Below are 21,339 nucleotides of genomic sequence, written 5' to 3' on the forward strand. Positions count from 1 at the left end.
CCAATAAGAGTATTGATTGCTCAATAGTTTTTTACTTTAGAATTAAACGTTGACGCTTGTATTATGTTTAGTTTTCAAAGAACTTGTCTGTCGCCCCGAAGCGACTTTATTAATATATCACATTATCATTATTAAAGTCAATTACTTTTTTAAAATAATAATGTTGAAAGGATAAGACTTTTAAAAGTATAAATGCAAATGGCCATTTAATCAAGTATTTAATTAAAAAATGTTTTTCTACTTCTTTTTTAGCAAAAATAAAACCTCCAAATTTGGAGGTTATCAGATAATCTCTTCTATGTAAACTTCACGGTTGGTTTTTAAATCTAAAAATTCATATTCATTCATTTTTATTAACGGTCTTGTTGGCTGGGATTTATCAATAAACACAATTTCTCCAGATTGCCCATTTGAGAGTTTTACTTTTGTTCCTATGGATATTATTCCAACACTATTTGTTAAGGCTTCTACTACTTTTAAATCGAGTTTACCGAACGATTCTCTTCTAATCTCTTCAAGGACTTCGAAGGGAGACTGGCGGTTACTGTAGGGTCTTTCTGAGGTCATTGCCGAGTACACGTCGGCTACCGCAACAATCTTTCCAAATGGATGCAGTCTCTCCCCGGTAACCCCGAGTACGTAACCAGTTCCATCAATTCGTTCATGATGCTGGAGAACTGCTAATTTTACACTATCTTTTATAAGTGGAATCTTTTCGATGATTCGGTAGCTATATAAAGGGTGTTTTTTTACCTCTTTATATTCTCCATAAGTAAGTGATGTACCCTTTGTTAATATTTTTGGATCTATTTTAGACATTCCACAGTCACTAAGTAATCCCGCTATGGCTAGATGATTACAATCACCCTCGTTGAACTCCAGTTTTTTTCCTAGGTATCCTGAGAGCAATCCTACTGAGACAGAATGATGGTACATATAGTCATCTCGGTTTATATATTTATATAATGAGAATATTTCTTTTGGTTGTTCTAGTAATCTTTTAAAGAGGGGGAGTATTATTTGGCGTACTTTAGTGATATCTAAGAGAGCCCCCGCTTGCCAACTTTGAAAGAGTTGTTTATATTCTCCTACAGATTTAAGATAAGCCTCCTCAATCGGACTTTCTTTTATTTCAACTTCTACTTCCTCTACTATTTCAGTAGGAGTGAAAGACTCACCATTGATTAAAAATGCTTCAACTTGTACATCTTGAACCAAAAATACGTGAAGAACTTGTATATGTTCATTTGTTAATACTGTATTTTTGGGAATAATTGGTGTATTTGTTAAGGAAAAGATGTCATTTGAGACGATGCACCCTTCTTGTAGCTGGCTTGTCCTTACACGCATTTTAATTCGCCCTCATCTTTCGTTGAATACTAGTACCATTTTACCAAAAAAAGAGAAATACTGCACTTGCAGCATTTCTCTTATCATAAAGTTTATTCAGTTTCTTCTTCGTTACTTGGTTGTTCATCAGAGACTATCTCTTCTGCATTCTCTTCTGCAGTGTCTACTGATTCATCTTCAAGTTCCTCTTCTTCTTCCTTTTCTACAACAGCAACAGTTGCTACATGCTCATTTTCGTCTAGACGAATGAGCTTAACACCTTGGGTTGTACGGCCAATTTGCGAAATATCATTAATTGACATTCTAATTAAGACACCTGCAGCCGTAATAAGCATAAGGTCATTTTCTACTGTAACAGCTTTAACCGCAATTACTTTACCGTTCTTTTCGGTAATATTAACAGTTTTGAGTCCCTTACCACCACGGCTTTGGATGCGGTACTCGCCTGCTGGTGTACGTTTGCCATAACCATGTTCAGTAACAATTAAGACATCTAGGTTCTCTTCTAGTATTTCCATTCCGACTACATCGTCACCTTCAGAAAGGTTAATACCTTTAACCCCCGCAGCCGTACGACCCATGGATCTTACATCTGACTCAGGGAAGCGAATGAGCATACCGTCCTTTGTTCCAATGATAATGTCTTTCGATCCGTCGGTTAGTCGAACAGAAATAAGTTCGTCACCTTCATGCAAACCAACAGCTATTAATCCACCTTTACGAATATTCGCAAAGGATGATAATGGAGTTCGTTTTGAGATACCCTTTCTTGTTGTAAAGAACAAGAACCAATCATCAACTAGTTCAGATACAGGAATAATGGCATTGATCCATTCTTCTTTATCAATTTCTAGTAGGTTAATAATTGGGATTCCTTTTGCTGTCCTACTGAATTCAGGGATTTCATAGCCTTTTAAACGATAGACTTTCCCTTTATTTGTGAAGAATAGGATTGTATCATGTGTTGATGTTGATAGAAGATGTTCGACGAAGTCATCTTCGTTTGTTCCCATTCCTTGAATCCCTCGGCCACCGCGTTTTTGACTACGGTATGTTGAAACTGGAAGACGCTTAATATACCCTTTGTTTGTGAGAGTAATGATGATGTTCTCTCTAGGAATTAAATCTTCATCTTCAATCATTTCAAGCCCGCCTGCTAGAATTTCAGTACGTCTTTTATCATTGAAACGTTCTTTAACTTCTAATAGCTCTTCACGAATAATTTCAAGAACTTTTTCCTCATCTGCTAAAATTGCCTTTAATTCTGCAATTAATGCAACAAGCTCTTGATATTCCGCTTCAATTTTATCACGTTCTAAACCTGTTAAACGCTGTAAACGCATATCTAAGATCGCTTGTGCTTGTTTTTCAGATAAGTTAAATCTTGTCATTAAGCCTTCGCGAGCGATATCCGTATTTTGTGAGCCACGAATTAACGTAATAATTTCATCAATATGATCCAACGCAATACGTAAACCTTCTAAAATATGAGCTCTTGCTTCAGCTTTACGAAGCTCGAATGCTGTTCTGCGTTTAATTACAACAACTTGATGATCTAAGTAATATTGTAAGCACTGCTTTAAGTTTAGGACTCTTGGATGCCCATTTACTAGAGCTAGCATATTGATTCCAAAAGTTGTTTGCAATGCAGTATGTTTATATAAATTGTTTAAAAGAACATTCGCATTTGCATCTCTTCTTACTTCCATCACGATTCTCATACCATTTCGGTCTGATTCATCACGAAGGTCTGTTATGCCGTCAATCTTTTTATCACGAACTAATTCTGCAATTTTTTCGATTAATTTAGCTTTATTTACTTGGTAAGGAAGTTCGGTTACAAGGATAACTTCCTTGCCATTTTTCATCTCTTCAATTTCTACTTTTGCACGTAGGGTAATGGAGCCCTTTCCAGTTTCATAAGCTTTTCTAATTCCACTTCTACCAAGAATATGTCCAGATGTAGGGAAGTCCGGCCCAGGTATGATATCCATTAACTCAGCAATGGTTATCTCAGGATCCTTACTTACTGCTAGTACGCCATCAATAACCTCACCTAATTGATGCGGTGGAACATTTGTTGCCATACCTACTGCGATTCCCGCTGCACCATTTACTAAAAGGTTCGGGAAACGAGCAGGGAGAACAGCCGGTTCTTTTTCTGAACCATCGTAGTTATCTTGGTAATCAATTGTATCCTTGTTAATATCACGCAGAAGTTCCATTGATATTTTGGACATACGCGCTTCCGTGTAACGCATGGCTGCTGCCGCATCACCATCTACTGAACCAAAGTTTCCGTGGCCATCAATAAGCATATAGCGGTAGTTAAAGTCCTGTGCCATACGAACCATCGTATCGTAAACTGCAGAGTCACCGTGTGGGTGGTATTTACCAATTACTTCACCTACGATACGAGCAGATTTCTTATAGGCTTTATCAGATGTCATCCCTAAGTCGTTCATCGCATATAAAATCCTGCGGTGAACTGGCTTTAGACCATCACGAACATCTGGTAGGGCACGTGACACAATAACGCTCATCGCATAATCTAGAAATGATGTTCTCATTTCATGGCTAATATTTATCTCGTGAATATGCGAGTTTTGATTTTCAGACATAAAAAGAAACCTCCCTTTATCAGGGGTATAAAATAAATTTGGATTCTTATTTTAACCCATTCAAATATATAACTAAAACACAGGATAGTAACGAAAGGCGCAAGGCACCCACTTATCGAAAACAAGCATAAGCAATGGGCTTAAGACTCGGAACGATAACGCCTAGAGCTAGATTTCAAAACTATCCTGTAAAATATCGTTAGACATCCAAGTTTTTCACGTACTGTGCATTCTCTTCAATGAAATTACGTCTAGGTTCAACCTTATCACCCATCAGCATTTCGAATGTTTCGTCTGCCTCAATTGCATCCTGAAGGGTAACCTGAAGCATTGTTCGGTTGTTAGGATCCATTGTGGTTTCCCAAAGCTGTTCTGGATTCATTTCACCAAGACCTTTATATCGCTGAATACCAGGTTTTGGATTACTCGGCATTTCCGCTAAGTATTTCTCTAGTTCGCGGTCATTATATGCGTATTCAACACGTTTACCTTGTTGAATTTTATATAATGGCGGTTGTGCTATATAGATAAATCCATGTTCGATAATCTTGCGCATAAATCGATAAAAGAACGTTAATAATAAAGTCCGAATATGTGCACCGTCTACATCAGCATCTGTCATGATGACGACTTTATGATAACGCGCCTTTGCGATATCAAAATCTTCTCCAATACCCGTTCCTAATGCAGTAATCATAGAACGTACCTCATTATTGGATAGAATGCGGTCAAGTCTTGCTTTCTCAACGTTAAGGATTTTTCCCCTAAGTGGCAGAATCGCTTGGAAATGACGATCACGACCTTGTTTTGCAGAACCACCCGCTGAATCACCCTCAACAATATAAAGCTCACTAATGGAAGGGTCCTTCGATGAGCAATCAGCAAGTTTTCCTGGTAAGCTTGAAACCTCTAATGCACTTTTTCTTCTTGTTAATTCACGTGCTTTTTTCGCAGCCATTCGTGCTCTAGCTGCCATTGTGCCTTTTTCGACAACTTTACGAGCAACTGATGGATTTTCTAATAGAAAAGACTCAAATTTCTCTGAGAAGACAGATTCAGTTACTGTCCTTGCTTCACTATTTCCGAGCTTTGTTTTTGTTTGTCCCTCAAATTGTGGATCTGGATGCTTAATAGAGATGATTGCGGTTAGTCCTTCACGAACGTCATCACCGGTTAAATTAGCATCATTATCTTTGAAAATATTATTTTTACGTGCATAATCATTGATAATCCGTGTTAATGCCGTTTTAAATCCAGATTCATGTGTTCCACCTTCATAGGTGTGGATATTATTTGCGAATGAATAAATATTACTTGTATAGCTATCATTGTATTGAAGGGCAATTTCTATTGAAATTCCTTCTTTTTCACCCTCGACGAAAACTGGCTCTTCATGAACCACTTCTTTTGTACGGTTGAGGTGCTCAACGTATGACTTGATTCCACCTTCATAATGATATTCTTTACGTTTGTTCTCTTCTCGTTTGTCTTCGATTGTAATCTTGACGCCTCTTGTTAAGAACGCAAGCTCACGAAGTCGAGTCGCAAGTATATCAAATTCAAATTCAAGGGTTTCAGTGAAGATTTCACCATCCGGCTTAAAATGTGTAATTGTACCCGTATGATCAGTTTCACCAATCACTTTTAGTTCAGAAGCGACGTGACCACGTTCAAATGCAATATGATGAACCTTACCATCACGGTGTACATATACCTCTAATTTTGTAGAAAGTGCGTTAACAACAGAAGCACCAACCCCATGCAATCCGCCGGAAACCTTGTAGCCACCACCGTCAAATTTCCCTCCTGCGTGGAGGACAGTCATAATTACTTCGACGGCTGGACGGCCCATTTTTTCATGGATACCAACTGGAATTCCACGTCCGTTGTCTATTACAGTGATACTATTATCTTCTTCGATGATGACATTAATCTCGTCACAATAACCCGCTAATGCTTCATCAATACTATTGTCGACAATTTCCCATACTAGATGGTGCAGACCTTTTCCAGAAGTTGAACCAATATACATACCAGGTCGCTTTCTTACTGCTTCTAAACCTTCTAAGACCTGTATTTGATTCTCATCATATTCTTGTTGTTGCAATTCTTTTTCTTCCATTGCCACCAATATCACCTACACTTTATATTAACGAAAAAAAGAACAAGTTTTGAGTTGCTTTACTGCTTATATTTCATCTAAAATTGTTTCAAAATCGGAAACATGTTGCGAACGTTTTTTTAATGTACTAGAGGATAAAGGTGAATAATAAACTTTATCAACAGTAACTACTACTGATTTAGTATTCCCATTAGACAATTCTACCACTCTGTCTTTTTGTACATCTAAAAATTCATTAACGATTGAGGAGGATTTTAAAAGCTGTCGATCTAATATCGTAATCACATCTGATGAACGAACCATTACATTGTCTCCCAAATGTATGAACAAACTCATCACCTCATTTAAGCTTTTTTATGAGTCCTGCAGACACTTCATAGGTTGCGGCCTGCTCTAACGTTTCATGATGGATCCCCTCAACGCTTGTTGTTGTAACAAAGGTTTGTACCTTGCCTTGAATCGTATTTAATAAATGGGACTGTCTAAAATCATCCAGTTCCGATAGAACATCATCTAGTAATAGAATTGGGTATTCCCCAATCTCTGAATGAATTAACTCTATTTCTGCTAGCTTTAAGGATAGGGCAGTCGTACGTTGCTGGCCCTGGGATCCGAATGTTTGAACATCCTTTCCATTCACAAAAAATGCAAGGTCATCCCGATGTGGCCCCGCCAATGTAACGCCTCTTTCAATTTCCCTCTCTCTTATTTTAGCAAATTTTTCGTCATATACATCTACCATTTTCGACAAATCCGTTGTTTCTAATACCTCAATTGAAGGTTTATATTCAATTTGAAGCCTTTCTAGCCCTCTACTAATTCCATGATGAATTGGCTCAGCCCATTTTTGTAATAAAACAAGAAATTCAAATCGTTTTTTAACAATTTTAACGGCCGCCTGGATTAATTGTGAAGTTAATACATCAAGCATGGTTTGATCATGTTGTCTTTTAGTTTGAAGCTGCTTTAAATAGTGGTTCCGCTGGTGAAGGATTTTTTGATATTGACTTAGGTCATGTAAATATACAGCAGATACTTGCCCAATTTCCATATCAATAAATCGTCTTCTTATCTGTGGGCTACCCTTTACAAGATTTAAATCTTCTGGGGCAAACATAACCACGTTCATATTTCCAACATACTGGCTCAGCTTTTGCTGTTCCAAATGATTACTTTTAGCTTTTTTACCCTTTTTAGAGATAACGAGCTGCAAGGATAAGGGGCCGTTCCGTTTTTGAACCCTACCCTCTATTTTAGCATATTCTTCATCCCAGCGAATTAATTCTTTATCATTTGAGGTCCGATGTGACTTTGCCATCGCTAAAACATAGATAGACTCCATCACATTTGTCTTGCCCTGTGCATTTTCACCTAAAATGACATTAACTTTATCTTCAAATAATATGGATAACTTTTCATAATTACGATAATTTGTTAGTTCTATTTCTTCTATGAACAAATGGCTTCACCCTTTGTGCACAAGCACGAGGGGAAGTCCCCCGCAGCTTAAGCATTTGATATGACAAACGTTCCAAAGCCAGGAATGTCTACTACATCCTTATTTACTAGCTTTTTACCGCGGCGATTCTCTAGCTCTCCATTTACATAGACTTCATGTTCACCAAGAAACCATTTTGCCATTCCACCTGATTGGATGATATCGGCTAGCTTTAAAAACTGTCCCAATGTAATAAAGTCTGTCGAAATTTGTATTTTTTTCGCCATTTTTTCGCCTTCTTTCTTTTATTTTACTAAAGAAAATCCAACTAGAAAAGAAAACTACTAGGTTTTTACGACCTAGTAGTTCATTCTTTCTTAATAAGTGCGCACTGGGAGAATCAAATGAAAGACTGTATCGTCATCAAGGGCTTTGATATAGAACGGTCTCATGGCGCCTGTAAAGCTAATACGAATTTCAGAACTTTCCAATGCTTTTAATGCATCCATCATATATTTTGCACTAAAAGAAATCTTTAATTCTTCACCTTCAATAGATTTACTTTGGATTTCTTCATTTACTTTCCCAATTTCAGGAGATATGGATGAAATTTCGACCACTCCATCAGGTAAAGTTGTGAATTTAACAACATTATTATTTGCTTCTCTTGCCAGTAGAGAGGCACGATCAATTGATTGTAAAAATTCCTTCGTCGCTAATACTACCTCAGTTTTACTATCAGTTGGTATAAGTCTAGTTGTATCTGGATAGCTGCCATCTAATAAACGAGAGAAGAATAAAAGATGTTTTGTTTTAAAGAGAACTTGGTTTTCGGTAATGACTATATCAACTAAATCTGTCGTATCATCAAGAATTTTACTTAATTCGTTTAAGCTCTTACCTGGAATTACTGCACTATAGGATCCATCACTTTCTGTTTCTATATGTGCCGTTCTCATTGCAAGACGGTGACTATCTGTCGCAATGCAATTGAGTGTGCTATTTTCAACCTTCCAATTTACACCTGTTAGTATTGGGCGAGTTTCAGAAGTGGAAACAGCAAATACCGTTTGCCGAATCATATTTTTTAGTAAATCAGCAGGAATTTTAAAACCTTGGTTTCCTTCAATTTGAGGTAACTGTGGATATTCTTCAGCATCAAGTCCGTTTAAGTTAAATTCAGCTTTTCCGGAACGAATAATAGTTAATAAATTAGAATGAACTTCAATTTCTACAGTATCCTTAGGAAGTTTTTTTACGATTTCACTGAAGAAACGAGCTTGTAAAACAATACTTCCAGTTTCTTTAATTTCAACAATTTCATCTCCAGCCTCTTCATTAGGAATAAAAGATTCTATGGAGACATCGGAATCACTACCTGTAAGTGTTACTCCTTCATTTGTCGCAACTATTTTAATCCCTGTTAAGATCGGAATGGTTGTTCGTGAAGATACAGCTTTCATTACATCCTGGACACTTTGAACAAGATGGTCTCTTTGAATAATAAATTTCATCAAAAATCCTCCTAAAGATAGTTCTATTTTTGATTTCGTGTGAATACACTTTTAGTTTATATATATTTATTTTTTTAAAAGAAAAATCGTAGAAGTACTAGTAGGGCCTGTGAATATGTGGATAACCGCAACAAAACAAATGAAAACAGTCTATCCACATGTGGACAGACTGTGCGCAACAACAAAGAAGTTATTCACAGTATTCACGTTACAAGTACTTGTCCAAATTAAAAAGATGAAACCATCTATGGGTTTTAACCCTTTAATTGAGTAATGATTTCATTTATTTGTTTTTGTAATTGAGTGTCTGTATTTAATAGTCTTGTGATTTTTTCATGAGCATGAATGACCGTTGTATGGTCACGGCCTCCAAACTCTTCTCCAATTTTAGGCAGCGAGGAATCTGTTAGTTCCCTTGATAAATACATCGCAATTTGACGAGGGAATGCAATGGATTTTGTTCGCTTTTTTGCCTTGAAATCCTCAAGTTTTATACTATAGTGTTGCCCAACGACCTTTTGAATCTCAAAAATTGTAATAACTTTCGGTCTAGAACTTGGAATGATATCTTTTAAAGCCTCTGCAGCAAGGTCGGCATTGATATCTTTATTAATTAAAGAAGAATATGCAACGATACGAATAAGCGCACCTTCAAGCTCACGAATGTTCGTGTTGATTTGGTTCGCGATATATAGCATCACTTCATTTGGAATATCAAGTCCCTCTGCCTTGGCTTTTTTGCGTAAAATGGCAATTCTTGTTTCAAGGTCTGGAGGGGTAATATCGGTAATCAATCCCCATTCAAAGCGGGAACGAAGACGATCTTCTAAAGTAGGAATCTCCTTAGGCGGTCTATCACTTGAAATGACAATTTGCTTACTTTCCTCATGCAAGGTATTGAACGTATGGAAAAATTCTTCTTGAGTTGATTCTTTTCCAGCTAAAAACTGAATATCATCTATTAGTAAGATGTCGACATTTCTGTATTTATTTCTAAACTCTACCGCTTTGTTATCCCGTATGGAGTTAATGAATTCATTTGTAAATTTCTCAGATGACAAGTAGACAACCTTTGCATTGGGGTTGTGTTCTTGAACATAATGACCAATGGAATGCATTAAATGAGTCTTACCTAATCCAACACCACCATATAAAAAGAGCGGGTTATAGGCTTTTGCTGGTGCTTCTGCAACTGCTAAGGATGCAGCATGTGCAAAGCGATTCCCAGAGCCAATTACAAATGTATCAAATGTGTATTTTTGATTGAGCATATTTTGAGTGTTTTCAGCTGGTTCATCGCTTTTAGTAGCCTTTTTCTCAGGTGTTTTCAATTCGAACTCTTCATCTAGCTGATTTTGAGGAATAATAAATTTGATTCCGAGCTCTGCACCAGTTAGATCATATATTGTTTCAGCGATTAGATGCAGATATCTAGATTCTAGCCAATCTCTAGCAAACTCATTGGGAGCAGTAATAATAAGTGTATCGTTCTGTAGTGCATGGGCTTTTGTTGATTTCAGCCATGTCTCGAAGCTCGGCTTACTTAATTTTTTCTCTATCTCTTGGAGCGCTTTTGCCCATAAATCTGCAATATTCTCCAACAATCTCCCTCCTTTGTTAGCTATTTTGTACCTATCAAGGTAATTAGACGATGTTACGTCTGAAATTTCTTCTACTAATTATTATTAATCAAATGTATAAAAATAAGTCTTCATGCAGTTCTTTTTCAGTAAATGAATATAAGTTTATAAATATACATACTTGGTAATTTGTGAATAACTATATAATATAGTAGAAAAACATCTTTTCGACATAATCCACTGGTTGTGGACAAGTTATAATTCACAATGTGTAAAAATCTGTCCACATGATATCCACAATCTGTGGATAAAAGAAAAATGTTAATAACTTATAACGAGTGAAAACAAAACTATAATATCAAATTTTGACTAGATAATCAATGGTTTTTGAAAACTTATCCACAATATCTATACCTTGTGGAAAATGTTTATCCACAACACAAGATGATGTGTAAAAGTTGTCGATAAATGTTGTGGATTAAAAAATCTGTCGAAAAAAGTTGTCCACAATTAAATTTTGAGCGGGGAAGGAATTTTTTAATGAGGAAATTTGCAAGCTGCAGTTCAAGATCATAATTCCCTTTTTCTAAACAAAAAATTCTTATCCAAAATATAGTATTTCAAATAAGGTTGACATTTTTTATAGGTTTTCAATATAATTAGTAAGACTGTCTGATGTATAATTTGAGAGTTAATTCCTCAGGGAGGTGTCATATAAATGAAAAGAACATATCAACCAAGCAAGCGTAAGCACAGCAAAGTTCACGGTTTCCGTAGTCGCATGAGCTCTAAAAACGGACGTAAAGTTCTTGCTCGTCGTCGTCAAAAAGGAAGAAAAGTATTATCAGCATAGGCCACTGAAAGCTCAGTGGTCTTTTTTTCAATAAAAAGGTTTATTTCAATTTTTCTATTGCCCATACTAAAGAAAAGTAGAAGCGACATTTAACAAAGGGTAGTAGATCATATAAATTGAACGTTGTTTCGTCGTACGGGAGTTGTAAAGGATGAAAAAAGAATACCGTATAAAAAAAAATCAAGATTTTCAAACGGTGTTTAAGTCAGGAAAGTCTTCAGCTAATCGGCAATTTATCGTTTATGTTTATGAACGGGATGAGCTTGAACATTTTCGTATCGGCTTATCTGTGAGCAAAAAAATTGGAAACGCTGTTACTAGAAACAGAATCAAAAGGTTAATTCGCCAATTCTTTCTTGAACACAAAGATCAAGTTCAAATCAAGGATTATGTGATCATTGCCAGGAAGCCGGTTGCTGAGATGAGCTATGCTGAAGTGGAAAAAAGCCTACTTCATGTATTAAAGGTGGCAAAAGTATTAAAAAAAGTGCAAAAGTAGGAGATTTTTTCGAAGGAAAGAAAGAAATTTTCATACAAAGATGTTAGAATACAAAGGAACATATTGATATTTCTACATATGTTGAAAAATAGAAGGCATACATATTTACCTTTAGATATTTAATACTAGGAGGAAAAGTAGTTGAAAAGGCGAATATTATTAATAAGTGCGCTAATAGGGTTGATTCTACTACTATCTGGGTGTACCCAGGTCAATGAACCGATTACCGCAGAAAGTACAGGCTTCTGGAACAAGTATTTTGTTTATCCGTTATCCTGGCTTATTACTTATTTTGCAGAACTATTTGGAGAATCAAACTATGGTTTAGCCATTATTATTGTAACTCTTTTAATTCGTTTTGCATTATTACCATTAATGATCAAACAAACGAAAAGTTCGAAGGCAATGCAGGCCATACAACCTGAGCTGAAAGAACTTCGTGAAAAGTACAGCTCGAAGGACCAAGCTACTCAACAAAAGCTACAACAAGAAACAATGCAGCTATTCCAAAAGCATGGTGTCAATCCATTGGCTGGATGTTTCCCATTATTGATTCAAATGCCAATTTTAATTGGTTTTTACCATGCGATTATGAGAACGAGTGAAATTGCTCAGCATAATTTCCTATGGTTTGATCTTGGAGAATCAGATCCATACTATATTCTTCCTTTAGTTGCTGGTGTGACGACATTTATCCAGCAAAAGATTACAATGATGGGGATGGAAAACAATCCGCAAATGGCGATGATGCTATGGTTAATGCCAATCATGATTGTTGTCTTTGCAATCAGCTTCCCAGCTGCCTTATCATTATACTGGGTTGTAGGTAATATCTTTATGATTGTTCAAACGATTTTAATAAAAGGTCCAGATATTAGAGCCGCTAAATCTGGAAATGCGGGAGGAGCCAAAAAGTGAAACAAGTAACTGCTACAGGGCAAACCGTCGATGAAGCAGTAGAATCAGCTTTAGCTCAACTTAACACAACAAGAGACCGCACCGATATACAAATCATCGATGAAGGTAAAAAAGGGATATTTGGGATTTTTGGAACGAAGCCAGCTGTTGTTAAAGTAACAGTAAAGGATGATCCAGTAGAAAAGGCACAGGAGTTTTTAGAAGATGTCATTCTAACTATGGGGATACCGGCAAAATTGGATGTTACACGGAATGGAAAGAATGTTACATTCCAACTATCAGGTGAAAAAATGGCCGTTCTTATCGGAAAAAGAGGACAAACCTTAAATTCGCTTCAATATTTAACACAATTGGTAGCAAATCGATATTCCAATCAATATTTAAATATTATGGTGGATGCTGAAAATTATCGAGGTCGTCGTGAAGAAACCTTGATTCAATTAGCGGAGAGACTTGCCGATAAAGTGAGTCGTACGAAGCAAGATGTGAAGTTGGAACCAATGCCTTCTTATGAAAGAAAAGTCATTCATACAACTCTTGCAACTCATAAAAAGGTTAAGACATCATCAAGTGGTTCTGATCCAAATCGACATATCGTTATTTCACCAGCAGAGTAATATAATAAAAAGCCTAGGCGATTGCCTAGGTTTTTTTGTGCATTTTTAAGAGGAAGTAGGAAATTGGATTTATAAATACAGGCTGTTATATAACAAGGGAAATGATAATTTATTGCGTTCAAGAGCATTCTCTATTATTGTTATTCACATGTGGATAAGATAAAATGGAGTATAGTTTTTGTTTTGGGAAAACTAGGATTTGTTATCCTTGTGGATAATTAGGTAATACTAGTAAAAAATGAATGATAAAAGTTATTCACAGGTTTTAAAAAGCAAAATTACAAAGAGACATTTGGAATGTTGATATAAAGAAGGTGAAGAAATGGAGTTTGATACAATAGCAGCAATTTCAACTCCAATGGGAGAAGGAGCAATTGCGATTGTTCGGTTAAGCGGGGATGAAGCAATTGATATTGCAAATCGAGTATTTAAAGGGAAGAATCTAAAAGAGGTAGACTCACATACCATCCATTATGGACATATCGTTGATCCAGATACAAACCAGGTCGTTGAGGAAGTAATGCTAACCTTGATGAGGGGACCAAAGACTTTCACAAGAGAGGATGTAATTGAGATCAACTGCCATGGCGGACTTGTATCGGTTAATCGAGTCCTGCAGCTTGTACTTACGAATGGAGCAAGACTAGCTGAACCAGGAGAGTTCACAAAGCGTGCGTTTTTAAATGGACGTATCGACCTCTCTCAAGCAGAGGCAGTCATGGATTTAATCCGAGCAAAGACTGACCGTGCAATGAGTGTTGCAATTGGTCAAATGGAGGGCAGATTATCGACCCTCATTAACCAATTACGTCAGGAATTGCTTGAAACACTAGCCCATATTGAAGTAAATATTGATTACCCCGAATATGATGATGTCGAGGAAATGACACATCATGTCTTGCTTGAGAAAGCGAAACATGTGCGCGATGAAATTATAAAGTTATTAGAAACCTCCAATCAAGGAAAAATTTTACGAGAAGGCTTATCTACTGTTATTATAGGTAGGCCGAATGTGGGGAAATCATCTTTATTAAATAGCCTTGTTCATGAAAATAAGGCCATTGTTACCGACATTCCTGGTACAACTCGTGATGTAATTGAGGAATACGTAAATGTACGAGGTGTTCCACTACGTCTTGTTGATACAGCGGGGATCCGTGAAACGGAGGACATTGTTGAACGGATTGGAGTAGAGCGTTCCAGAGAAGTTTTGAAAAAGGCTGATCTCATTTTACTTGTTTTAAACTATGGAGATGAGTTAACAGAAGAGGACGAGCGCTTATTTGAAGCTATTTCAGGTATGGAAACGATAGTAATCATCAATAAGACAGATCTTGTGCAAAAAATTAATATGGAGAAGGTCCAGGAACTTGCTAAAGACAACCCAGTCGTCACAACCTCTTTACTTGAAGAAAAAGGGGTAGATGCTTTAGAAAAAGCTATTTCATCCTTGTTTTTTACTGGAACTGTTGAAGCAAATGATTTAACATATGTTTCTAACTCCCGCCACATTGCTTTGCTAACACAAGCGAAAAAGTCAATTGAGGATGCCATAAAAGGAACAGAATCGGACCTACCAATCGATATTGTTCAAATTGATTTAACTAGAACCTGGGAGCTATTAGGGGAAATAATCGGGGATGCTGTTCATGAAGGTCTAATTAATCAGCTATTCTCTCAATTTTGTTTAGGTAAATAGAAAATAAATTAGAGTTCAAAAGGAGGTTGAAAAGGACCAAGGAGTTCGAGGCGACGCAGTTTTGAGTAGCGGAGCGAGGCAACTGCTTGAGTTAACATCCTTGCAGCCTTGCGCTGAGGAATTGACTTCAAGAATAAACTAGTAGACGCAAGCGCATAACCTAGTTATTCAACATTTTCTCGGAGCAATGTTTGCAGTAAATGGATGTGTCATTTTCAGCCGAATTTTTGAACATCCTTAAAGAGGAGGAAGTTAAATTGAGCTATGATGCCGGATATTACGATGTCGTCGTCATCGGTGCTGGGCATGCAGGCTGTGAAGCCGGCTTAGCTTCAGCGCGACTAGGTGCAAAGACACTCGTTTTAACAATCAACCTAGATATGGTGGCGTTTATGCCATGTAATCCATCAGTAGGTGGACCTGCTAAAGGTACAGTTGTTCGTGAAATTGACGCCTTGGGCGGAGAAATGGCAAAAAATATTGATAAAACTCATATCCAAATGCGAATGCTTAACACAGGAAAAGGTCCTGCAGTACGTGCGTTACGTGCTCAGGCAGACAAGTTTTCCTATCAGCATGAAATGAAAAAAACATTAGAAAATGAACAGAATTTAACCCTCGTTCAAGGGATGGTTGAGCGCTTAATTGTAGAGGATGACGTATGTAAAGGTGTTATTACCAATACGGGTGCAGAATATCATGCAAATACAGTTGTCATTACAACAGGTACATTTTTACGCGGTGAAATCATTCTTGGTGAATTAAAGTACTCAAGTGGACCAAATAACCAGCAACCGTCTATTAAGTTATCAGAGCATCTTGAGGAGTTAGGTTTTAATTTAGTTCGTTTTAAAACTGGAACCCCTCCAAGGGTGAATAGTCATACGATTGATTATAGTAAAACAGAAATTCAACCTGGTGATGAAACACCAAGAGCATTTTCGTATGAAACGACAAAATACATTACCGATCAGCTTCCATGCTGGTTAACATATACAAGCGAAGAGACACATCAAATTATTGATGCAAACCTTCATCGTTCACCTATGTATTCTGGCATGATTAAAGGGACTGGACCACGTTATTGTCCTTCCATTGAAGATAAAGTTGTTCGTTTCCATGATAAGCCTAGACATCAAATTTTCCTTGAGCCAGAAGGTAGAAATACTCAGGAAGTCTATGTTCAGGGACTTTCCACAAGCTTACCTGAGGATGTTCAACATCGATTGATTGCATCTGTCCCAGGGCTTGAAAATGCACAAATGATGAGACCAGGATATGCAATTGAATACGATGCAATTGTACCTACACAGCTTTGGCCAACACTAGAAACAAAAAAGATTAAAAACCTCTATACAGCTGGGCAAATTAATGGAACGTCTGGATATGAAGAAGCTGCAGCACAAGGGATTATGGCAGGTATTAATGCAGGACGCCGTGCCCTTGATAAAGAAGAAGTTATTTTAAGTCGTTCAGATGCATATATTGGCGTACTTATTGATGACTTAGTAACAAAAGGTACAGCTGAGCCTTATCGTTTATTAACATCTCGTGCCGAATATCGTTTACTTCTTCGTCATGACAATGCAGATTTACGATTAACAGAGTTTGGTCATGAAATTGGCTTAATTTCTGAAGAAAGATTCCAAATGTTCCTGAATAAAAAGACTGCCATTCAACAAGAAATGGAGCGTCTCCAAGGGACTAGAATTAAACCAACCAACGAAGTACAAGAATTAATTCGCTCTGTTGGTGGAAGTGAACTGAAGGATGGAATTTTAGCAAGTGATCTGCTGAAACGCCCAGAAATGACATATGATCATATACGCCAATTGGCTCCAAGCGAGCAAGAGATCCACCCTGATGTTGCGGAACAAATTGAAATTCAAATCAAGTATGAAGGGTATATTCAAAAATCCTTGCAGCAAGTTGACAAACTAAAACGAATGGAAGATAAGAAAATCCCAGAAAACATTGATTATGATGCAATCTCTGGCTTAGCTAATGAAGCGAGAGCGAATTTAAAGGAAGTACATCCTCTATCTATTGCTCAAGCTTCAAGGATTTCAGGTGTAAATCCAGCTGATATTTCCATTTTACTCGTATATCTTGAGCAAGGAAAAATTGCTCGCGTAAATTAACTAGGAGAGAAAGAAATGGACACTTCATTATTTACAACTATGTTGGAAGAGAAGGGGATATCCCTTTCTCCAACCCAACTTAATCAGTTTGAAACATATTACAAATTGTTAGTGGAATGGAATGAAAAAATGAACCTTACGGCGATTACAGAAAAGCCAGAGGTATATTTAAAACATTTTTTTGATTCTGTTTCGGCCGCATTCTATTTTGATTTTTCCAAAGAAGCGTCAATTTGTGATGTAGGAGCGGGTGCGGGGTTTCCAAGTATCCCTCTTAAAATTTGCTTTCCTCATCTAAAAATCTCGATAGTGGATTCACTACAGAAGCGAATTTCATTTCTTGAGGAGCTTTCAAGGGCATTGCAGCTCGAAAATATGACATTCTATCACGATCGTGCTGAAACCTTTGGTCAAAAGGTAGATATTAGAGAGTCTTTTGATATTGTGATGGCAAGAGCGGTCGCTAGAATGTCTGTGTTAAGTGAATTATGCCTGCCTCTTGTGAAAGTAGAGGGAGCATTTATTGCGATGAAAGCAGCTTCTGTTGCAGAGGAACTAGAGGATGGAAAGAAAGCCATTACAACATTAGGTGGTCAAGTGAGAGATGTACATCACTTTTTATTACCCATTGAAAAAAGTGACCGAAATATCGTGATTATCGATAAGAAAAAACCAACACCAAAAAAATACCCTCGTAAACCGGGAACACCAAATCGTTCACCAATTAAATAATCTATTGGTGAACCTTTTTTTACATTGTACATTTGATTCATCATGAATTAGTAGAAAGATAGTAAGATTTTTGTAAAATCCGTGTTATAATAGAAGGAATGAGAGAGAAAATAGAGAATTATTAACTTTATTCAGCAGAATTTTCTACTTATCTAATTATAGTGGGATGTATGTACGGTGTAACGATTTACGTGAGGCGTTCAATCGTTGGCTAAATAAAGTTAAGCCTCCGGCGGATGCCACGATTTTTCAATGGAAATTTTTCGAGCAGAAAGATTAAAGACTAAGAGTGCCACATCCTGTGGCAACGTCTTTATGACCCACCTCGTGTGGGCCTAAAAAATCGGGCGCAAATACGCCAAGGCGGATTTGATTAGTGGGAGTTCTAAGGGGTGGTGGAATTATGAGGCATCCATTTTCACGATTATTTAGTATCGGTGAAAAAGATGACAAACAACAAACGAATCAAGAACAGGTGGTAGAAACACAATTACAAGATTCAATAGAAGATGAAGAAACACACCTGAATGAAGAAGTTCGACAAATTCCGATAAATGAGATTGTTCCAAACCGATATCAACCAAGAACTGTTTTTGCAGAGGACAAGATTAGAGAACTAGCATTAACCATACGGACTCATGGAATTATTCAACCAATCGTTGTTCGACAATTCGCTGATAATCAGTATGAAATTATAGCTGGTGAACGACGTTGGAGAGCTGTTCAAACCCTTGAGTGGGAGACAATTCCAGGCATTATAAAAGAATTTAATGATGCAGAAACTGCATCCGTTGCATTGATCGAGAACCTGCAACGTGAGGAACTATCAGCTATTGAAGAAGCGTATGCTTATGCTAGATTACTAGAATTACATAGTCTTACACAGGAAGCGTTAGCTCAACGATTGGGTAAAGGTCAATCAACAATCGCTAATAAGTTGCGTTTATTAAAGTTGCCTGAAGAAATTCAACAAGTACTCATGCAGAAAAAGCTGACAGAGCGTCATGCGAGAGCTTTAATTCCTCTCAAGGATCCAGAAAAGCAAATTAAGCTTATGCATGACATTATTGAAAAAGAGCTCAATGTAAAGCAAACGGAGGATCGCGTAGTTAAAATCCTTGAATTAGAAAAGGAGAAAAAGCGACCAAAGCCTAAATTTAAAGCAGTAAGCCGTGATATGAGAATTGCAATGAACACGATTCGTCAATCATTAACCATGGTTGAAGAAAGTGGTGTCTCTTTAAATACTGAAGAAGAAGAATTCGACGAGTTTTATCAATTTACAATCCGAATTCCCAAAAATAAATAGACTGAGTTCCTTCCTTACCTATACAGGTGAGGAATTTTTTTAGTTCAATAATACTATTTTCAGTGAAAACTATGAAAATACATTCTATTTGTCATAGGAAATGTTTCACGTGAAACATTTTTGACTGTTAATTTAATAAAAAAAGATAAACCAGATCATTTTTTCATGATAGAATAGAAAAAGTGATAGAATTATAAAGTCCTCACTTTGTAAAAAAATAAGTAGGATAGTAGAAAGTAGGTGACATCGTGGGGAAAATCATCTCAATTGCTAACCAAAAGGGTGGAGTAGGAAAAACGACTACTTCTGTTAACCTTAGTGCTTGCTTAGCCTATGTTGGAAAGCGGGTTTTACTTGTTGATATTGACCCTCAAGGGAATGCAACAAGCGGCTGCGGCATAGAAAAGGCGAATATAGATCAGTGCATTTATGATGTGCTTGTTGATGATGTAGAGGCGAAAAACGTAACGGTTCCAACGACAGTTGAAAATTTATATATGATTCCAGCAACGATCCAATTGGCTGGTGCTGAAATTGAGCTAGTGCCAACGATTTCTCGCGAAGTTCGTCTGAAAAGAGCTTTAGAAGAAGTACAAGATCAATACGATTATATTATTATAGACTGTCCGCCATCATTAGGGTTGTTAACATTAAATGCATTAACAGCTTCTGATACTGTAATCATTCCAGTTCAATGTGAGTATTACGCACTTGAAGGACTTAGTCAGCTATTAAATACGATCCGCTTAGTTCAGAAACACCTCAATAAAGAATTAATGATTGATGGGGTTCTCTTGACCATGCTAGATGCAAGAACAAACTTAGGTATTCAGGTCATTGAAGAAGTGAAAAAGTATTTTCAAGATAAAGTATATAAAACGATTATTCCTAGAAATATCCGTTTAAGTGAAGCTCCAAGTCATGGGGAACCGATTATCATCTATGATCCAAAATCTAGAGGTGCCGAAGTATACTTAGATCTTGCAAAGGAAGTGATTGTGAATGGCTAAAGGGTTAGGTAAAGGTATCAATGCTTTATTTTCCACATCGATGGAAGTGGGGAATGAAGAGGTTGTACAAGAAGTTAAAGTAACTGAATTACGTACGAATCCATATCAACCAAGAAAAACATTTGCGCCTGAGGCAATTACTGAATTAAAAGAGTCCATTCTTACACATGGGATTTTACAACCTATTATTGTTCGAAAAACAATTAAAGGGTTTGAAATTGTGGCAGGTGAAAGACGTTTCCGTGCTGCAAAAGAAGCAAAGTTTAGTACAGTTCCTGTTGTTATACGTGAGTTAAATGAGCAACAAATGATGGAGATTGCCTTGCTTGAAAATTTACAGCGTGAGGATTTAACACCAATTGAAGAGGCTTTCGCTTACCAATCCTTACTTGATCATTTGAAAATCACTCAAGAGCAGCTTGCGAAAAGATTAGGAAAAAGTAGACCGCATATTGCGAATCACCTTCGTCTTCTATCTCTTCCAAAACATGTCCAAGATTTAATTTCTGAAGGGAAATTATCTATGGGACATGGGCGTACAATATTAGGACTGAAAAAGAAGGAAAAGCTAAATGCAGTTGTTGAAAAAGTAATGGCTGAGGAGCTTAATGTCCGTCAATTAGAAGCCTTGATTAGCCAAATTAATCAAAATGTTCCACGTGAAACACCCAAACCGCCAAAAAAGGAAAAAGATATCTTTATTAAAGAACAAGAATCATTTCTTCGTGAACGATTTGGTACATCTGTTTCGATTAAACAAAACAAGAAAAAAGGAAAAATTGAAATCGAATTCTTTTCCAGTGATGACCTTGAAAGAATTCTTGAACTACTAGATTCACCAAAAATCTCATAATGCTCTTGCAAACCTGCACGTCTTGTTTTATTGATTACATAACTGGACTGTGCAGCGTTTTTTATTTCATAAAAAAGGGAAAT

General features: G+C 36.9%; 18 protein-coding genes. 10 read left to right on the forward strand and 8 right to left on the reverse strand.

All coding sequences use genetic code 11. From position 1 onward, the window contains the following. Positions 1-282: 282 nt before the first annotated feature. From CKK03_RS00525 to dnaA, 8 genes are all read right to left on the reverse strand, one after another. Positions 283-1,350 carry an HD-GYP domain-containing protein gene (locus CKK03_RS00525; RefSeq protein ID WP_099360692.1) on the reverse strand — a complete coding sequence of 356 codons (1,068 nt, stop codon included), beginning with the start codon at positions 1,348-1,350 and terminating at the stop codon, positions 283-285. A 92-nt stretch (positions 1,351-1,442) separates the two neighbouring features. Continuing rightward, positions 1,443-3,971 (reverse strand): DNA gyrase subunit A, encoded by a 2,529-nt coding sequence (gene gyrA, locus CKK03_RS00530; protein ID WP_099360693.1) that lies wholly within the window; start codon positions 3,969-3,971, stop codon positions 1,443-1,445. Between the two features lie 199 nt (positions 3,972-4,170). Continuing rightward, positions 4,171-6,093 (reverse strand): DNA topoisomerase (ATP-hydrolyzing) subunit B, encoded by a 1,923-nt coding sequence (gene gyrB / locus CKK03_RS00535; protein WP_099360928.1) that lies wholly within the window; start codon positions 6,091-6,093, stop codon positions 4,171-4,173. A gap of 66 nt (positions 6,094-6,159) precedes the next feature. Next, positions 6,160-6,423: an extracellular matrix regulator RemB gene (gene remB / locus CKK03_RS00540; protein ID WP_165918236.1), complete on the reverse strand. Its 264-nt coding sequence runs from the start codon at positions 6,421-6,423 to the stop codon at positions 6,160-6,162. A gap of 10 nt (positions 6,424-6,433) precedes the next feature. Then, positions 6,434-7,552, reverse strand: coding sequence for a DNA replication/repair protein RecF (gene recF, locus CKK03_RS00545; RefSeq protein ID WP_099360694.1), 1,119 nt, complete (start codon positions 7,550-7,552; stop codon positions 6,434-6,436). A 47-nt stretch (positions 7,553-7,599) separates the two neighbouring features. Continuing rightward, positions 7,600-7,818 carry a S4 domain-containing protein YaaA gene (gene yaaA / locus CKK03_RS00550; RefSeq protein WP_099360695.1) on the reverse strand — a complete coding sequence of 73 codons (219 nt, stop codon included), beginning with the start codon at positions 7,816-7,818 and terminating at the stop codon, positions 7,600-7,602. 90 nt (positions 7,819-7,908) lie between these two features. Continuing rightward, positions 7,909-9,045: a DNA polymerase III subunit beta gene (gene dnaN, locus CKK03_RS00555; RefSeq protein WP_099360696.1), complete on the reverse strand. Its 1,137-nt coding sequence runs from the start codon at positions 9,043-9,045 to the stop codon at positions 7,909-7,911. A gap of 254 nt (positions 9,046-9,299) precedes the next feature. After that, complete coding sequence (gene dnaA, locus CKK03_RS00560; protein WP_099360697.1) at positions 9,300-10,646, reverse strand: chromosomal replication initiator protein DnaA; 1,347 nt, start codon at positions 10,644-10,646, stop codon at positions 9,300-9,302. Positions 10,647-11,343: 697 nt separating this feature from the next. On the opposite strand from dnaA, the gene rpmH reads away from it, so the two are divergent. From rpmH to CKK03_RS00610, 10 genes are all read left to right on the forward strand, one after another. After that, complete coding sequence (gene rpmH / locus CKK03_RS00565; protein WP_057997955.1) at positions 11,344-11,478, forward strand: 50S ribosomal protein L34; 135 nt, start codon at positions 11,344-11,346, stop codon at positions 11,476-11,478. Positions 11,479-11,629: 151 nt separating this feature from the next. Beyond that, a complete protein-coding gene (gene rnpA / locus CKK03_RS00570; protein WP_099360698.1) occupies positions 11,630-11,977 on the forward strand; it encodes a ribonuclease P protein component in 348 nt (115 codons plus the stop codon). Positions 11,978-12,118: 141 nt separating this feature from the next. Next, positions 12,119-12,895, forward strand: a complete 777-nt coding sequence (gene spoIIIJ / locus CKK03_RS00575) for a YidC family membrane integrase SpoIIIJ (RefSeq protein WP_099360699.1) — start codon at positions 12,119-12,121, stop codon at positions 12,893-12,895. Then, complete coding sequence (gene jag, locus CKK03_RS00580) at positions 12,892-13,512, forward strand: RNA-binding cell elongation regulator Jag/EloR (protein ID WP_099360700.1); 621 nt, start codon at positions 12,892-12,894, stop codon at positions 13,510-13,512. Before spoIIIJ ends, jag begins: the two co-directional genes overlap by 4 nt. Before the next feature lie 322 nt (positions 13,513-13,834). Beyond that, positions 13,835-15,211: a tRNA uridine-5-carboxymethylaminomethyl(34) synthesis GTPase MnmE gene (gene mnmE, locus CKK03_RS00585; RefSeq protein WP_099360701.1), complete on the forward strand. Its 1,377-nt coding sequence runs from the start codon at positions 13,835-13,837 to the stop codon at positions 15,209-15,211. Between the two features lie 257 nt (positions 15,212-15,468). Next, positions 15,469-17,352 (forward strand): tRNA uridine-5-carboxymethylaminomethyl(34) synthesis enzyme MnmG, encoded by a 1,884-nt coding sequence (gene mnmG, locus CKK03_RS00590; RefSeq protein WP_099360702.1) that lies wholly within the window; start codon positions 15,469-15,471, stop codon positions 17,350-17,352. 15 nt (positions 17,353-17,367) lie between these two features. Next, a complete protein-coding gene (gene rsmG / locus CKK03_RS00595; protein ID WP_099360703.1) occupies positions 17,368-18,084 on the forward strand; it encodes a 16S rRNA (guanine(527)-N(7))-methyltransferase RsmG in 717 nt (238 codons plus the stop codon). 403 nt (positions 18,085-18,487) lie between these two features. After that, positions 18,488-19,393: a nucleoid occlusion protein gene (gene noc, locus CKK03_RS00600; RefSeq protein ID WP_099360929.1), complete on the forward strand. Its 906-nt coding sequence runs from the start codon at positions 18,488-18,490 to the stop codon at positions 19,391-19,393. 248 nt (positions 19,394-19,641) lie between these two features. Then, positions 19,642-20,403 carry a ParA family protein gene (locus CKK03_RS00605; RefSeq protein ID WP_099360704.1) on the forward strand — a complete coding sequence of 254 codons (762 nt, stop codon included), beginning with the start codon at positions 19,642-19,644 and terminating at the stop codon, positions 20,401-20,403. After that, a complete protein-coding gene (locus CKK03_RS00610; protein WP_099360705.1) occupies positions 20,396-21,256 on the forward strand; it encodes a ParB/RepB/Spo0J family partition protein in 861 nt (286 codons plus the stop codon). Before CKK03_RS00605 ends, CKK03_RS00610 begins: the two co-directional genes overlap by 8 nt. Positions 21,257-21,339 lie beyond the last annotated feature (83 nt).

This window comes from Fredinandcohnia onubensis, from assembly GCF_002734215.1.
GTDB lineage: Bacteria > Bacillota > Bacilli > Bacillales > Bacillaceae_L > Ferdinandcohnia > Ferdinandcohnia onubensis.

Coding starts and splice junctions, on each gene's coding strand:
- CKK03_RS00525 (WP_099360692.1), bottom strand. CDS start 1,350: ATGCGTGTAAGGACAAGCCAGCTACAAGAAGGGTGCATCGTCTCAAAT.
- gyrA (WP_099360693.1), bottom strand. CDS start 3,971: ATGTCTGAAAATCAAAACTCGCATATTCACGAGATAAATATTAGCCAT.
- gyrB (WP_099360928.1), bottom strand. CDS start 6,093: ATGGAAGAAAAAGAATTGCAACAACAAGAATATGATGAGAATCAAATA.
- yaaA (WP_099360695.1), bottom strand. CDS start 7,818: ATGGCGAAAAAAATACAAATTTCGACAGACTTTATTACATTGGGACAG.
- dnaN (WP_099360696.1), bottom strand. CDS start 9,045: ATGAAATTTATTATTCAAAGAGACCATCTTGTTCAAAGTGTCCAGGAT.
- rpmH (WP_057997955.1), top strand. CDS start 11,344: ATGAAAAGAACATATCAACCAAGCAAGCGTAAGCACAGCAAAGTTCAC.
- rnpA (WP_099360698.1), top strand. CDS start 11,630: ATGAAAAAAGAATACCGTATAAAAAAAAATCAAGATTTTCAAACGGTG.
- mnmE (WP_099360701.1), top strand. CDS start 13,835: ATGGAGTTTGATACAATAGCAGCAATTTCAACTCCAATGGGAGAAGGA.
- rsmG (WP_099360703.1), top strand. CDS start 17,368: ATGGACACTTCATTATTTACAACTATGTTGGAAGAGAAGGGGATATCC.
- noc (WP_099360929.1), top strand. CDS start 18,488: ATGAGGCATCCATTTTCACGATTATTTAGTATCGGTGAAAAAGATGAC.
- CKK03_RS00610 (WP_099360705.1), top strand. CDS start 20,396: ATGGCTAAAGGGTTAGGTAAAGGTATCAATGCTTTATTTTCCACATCG.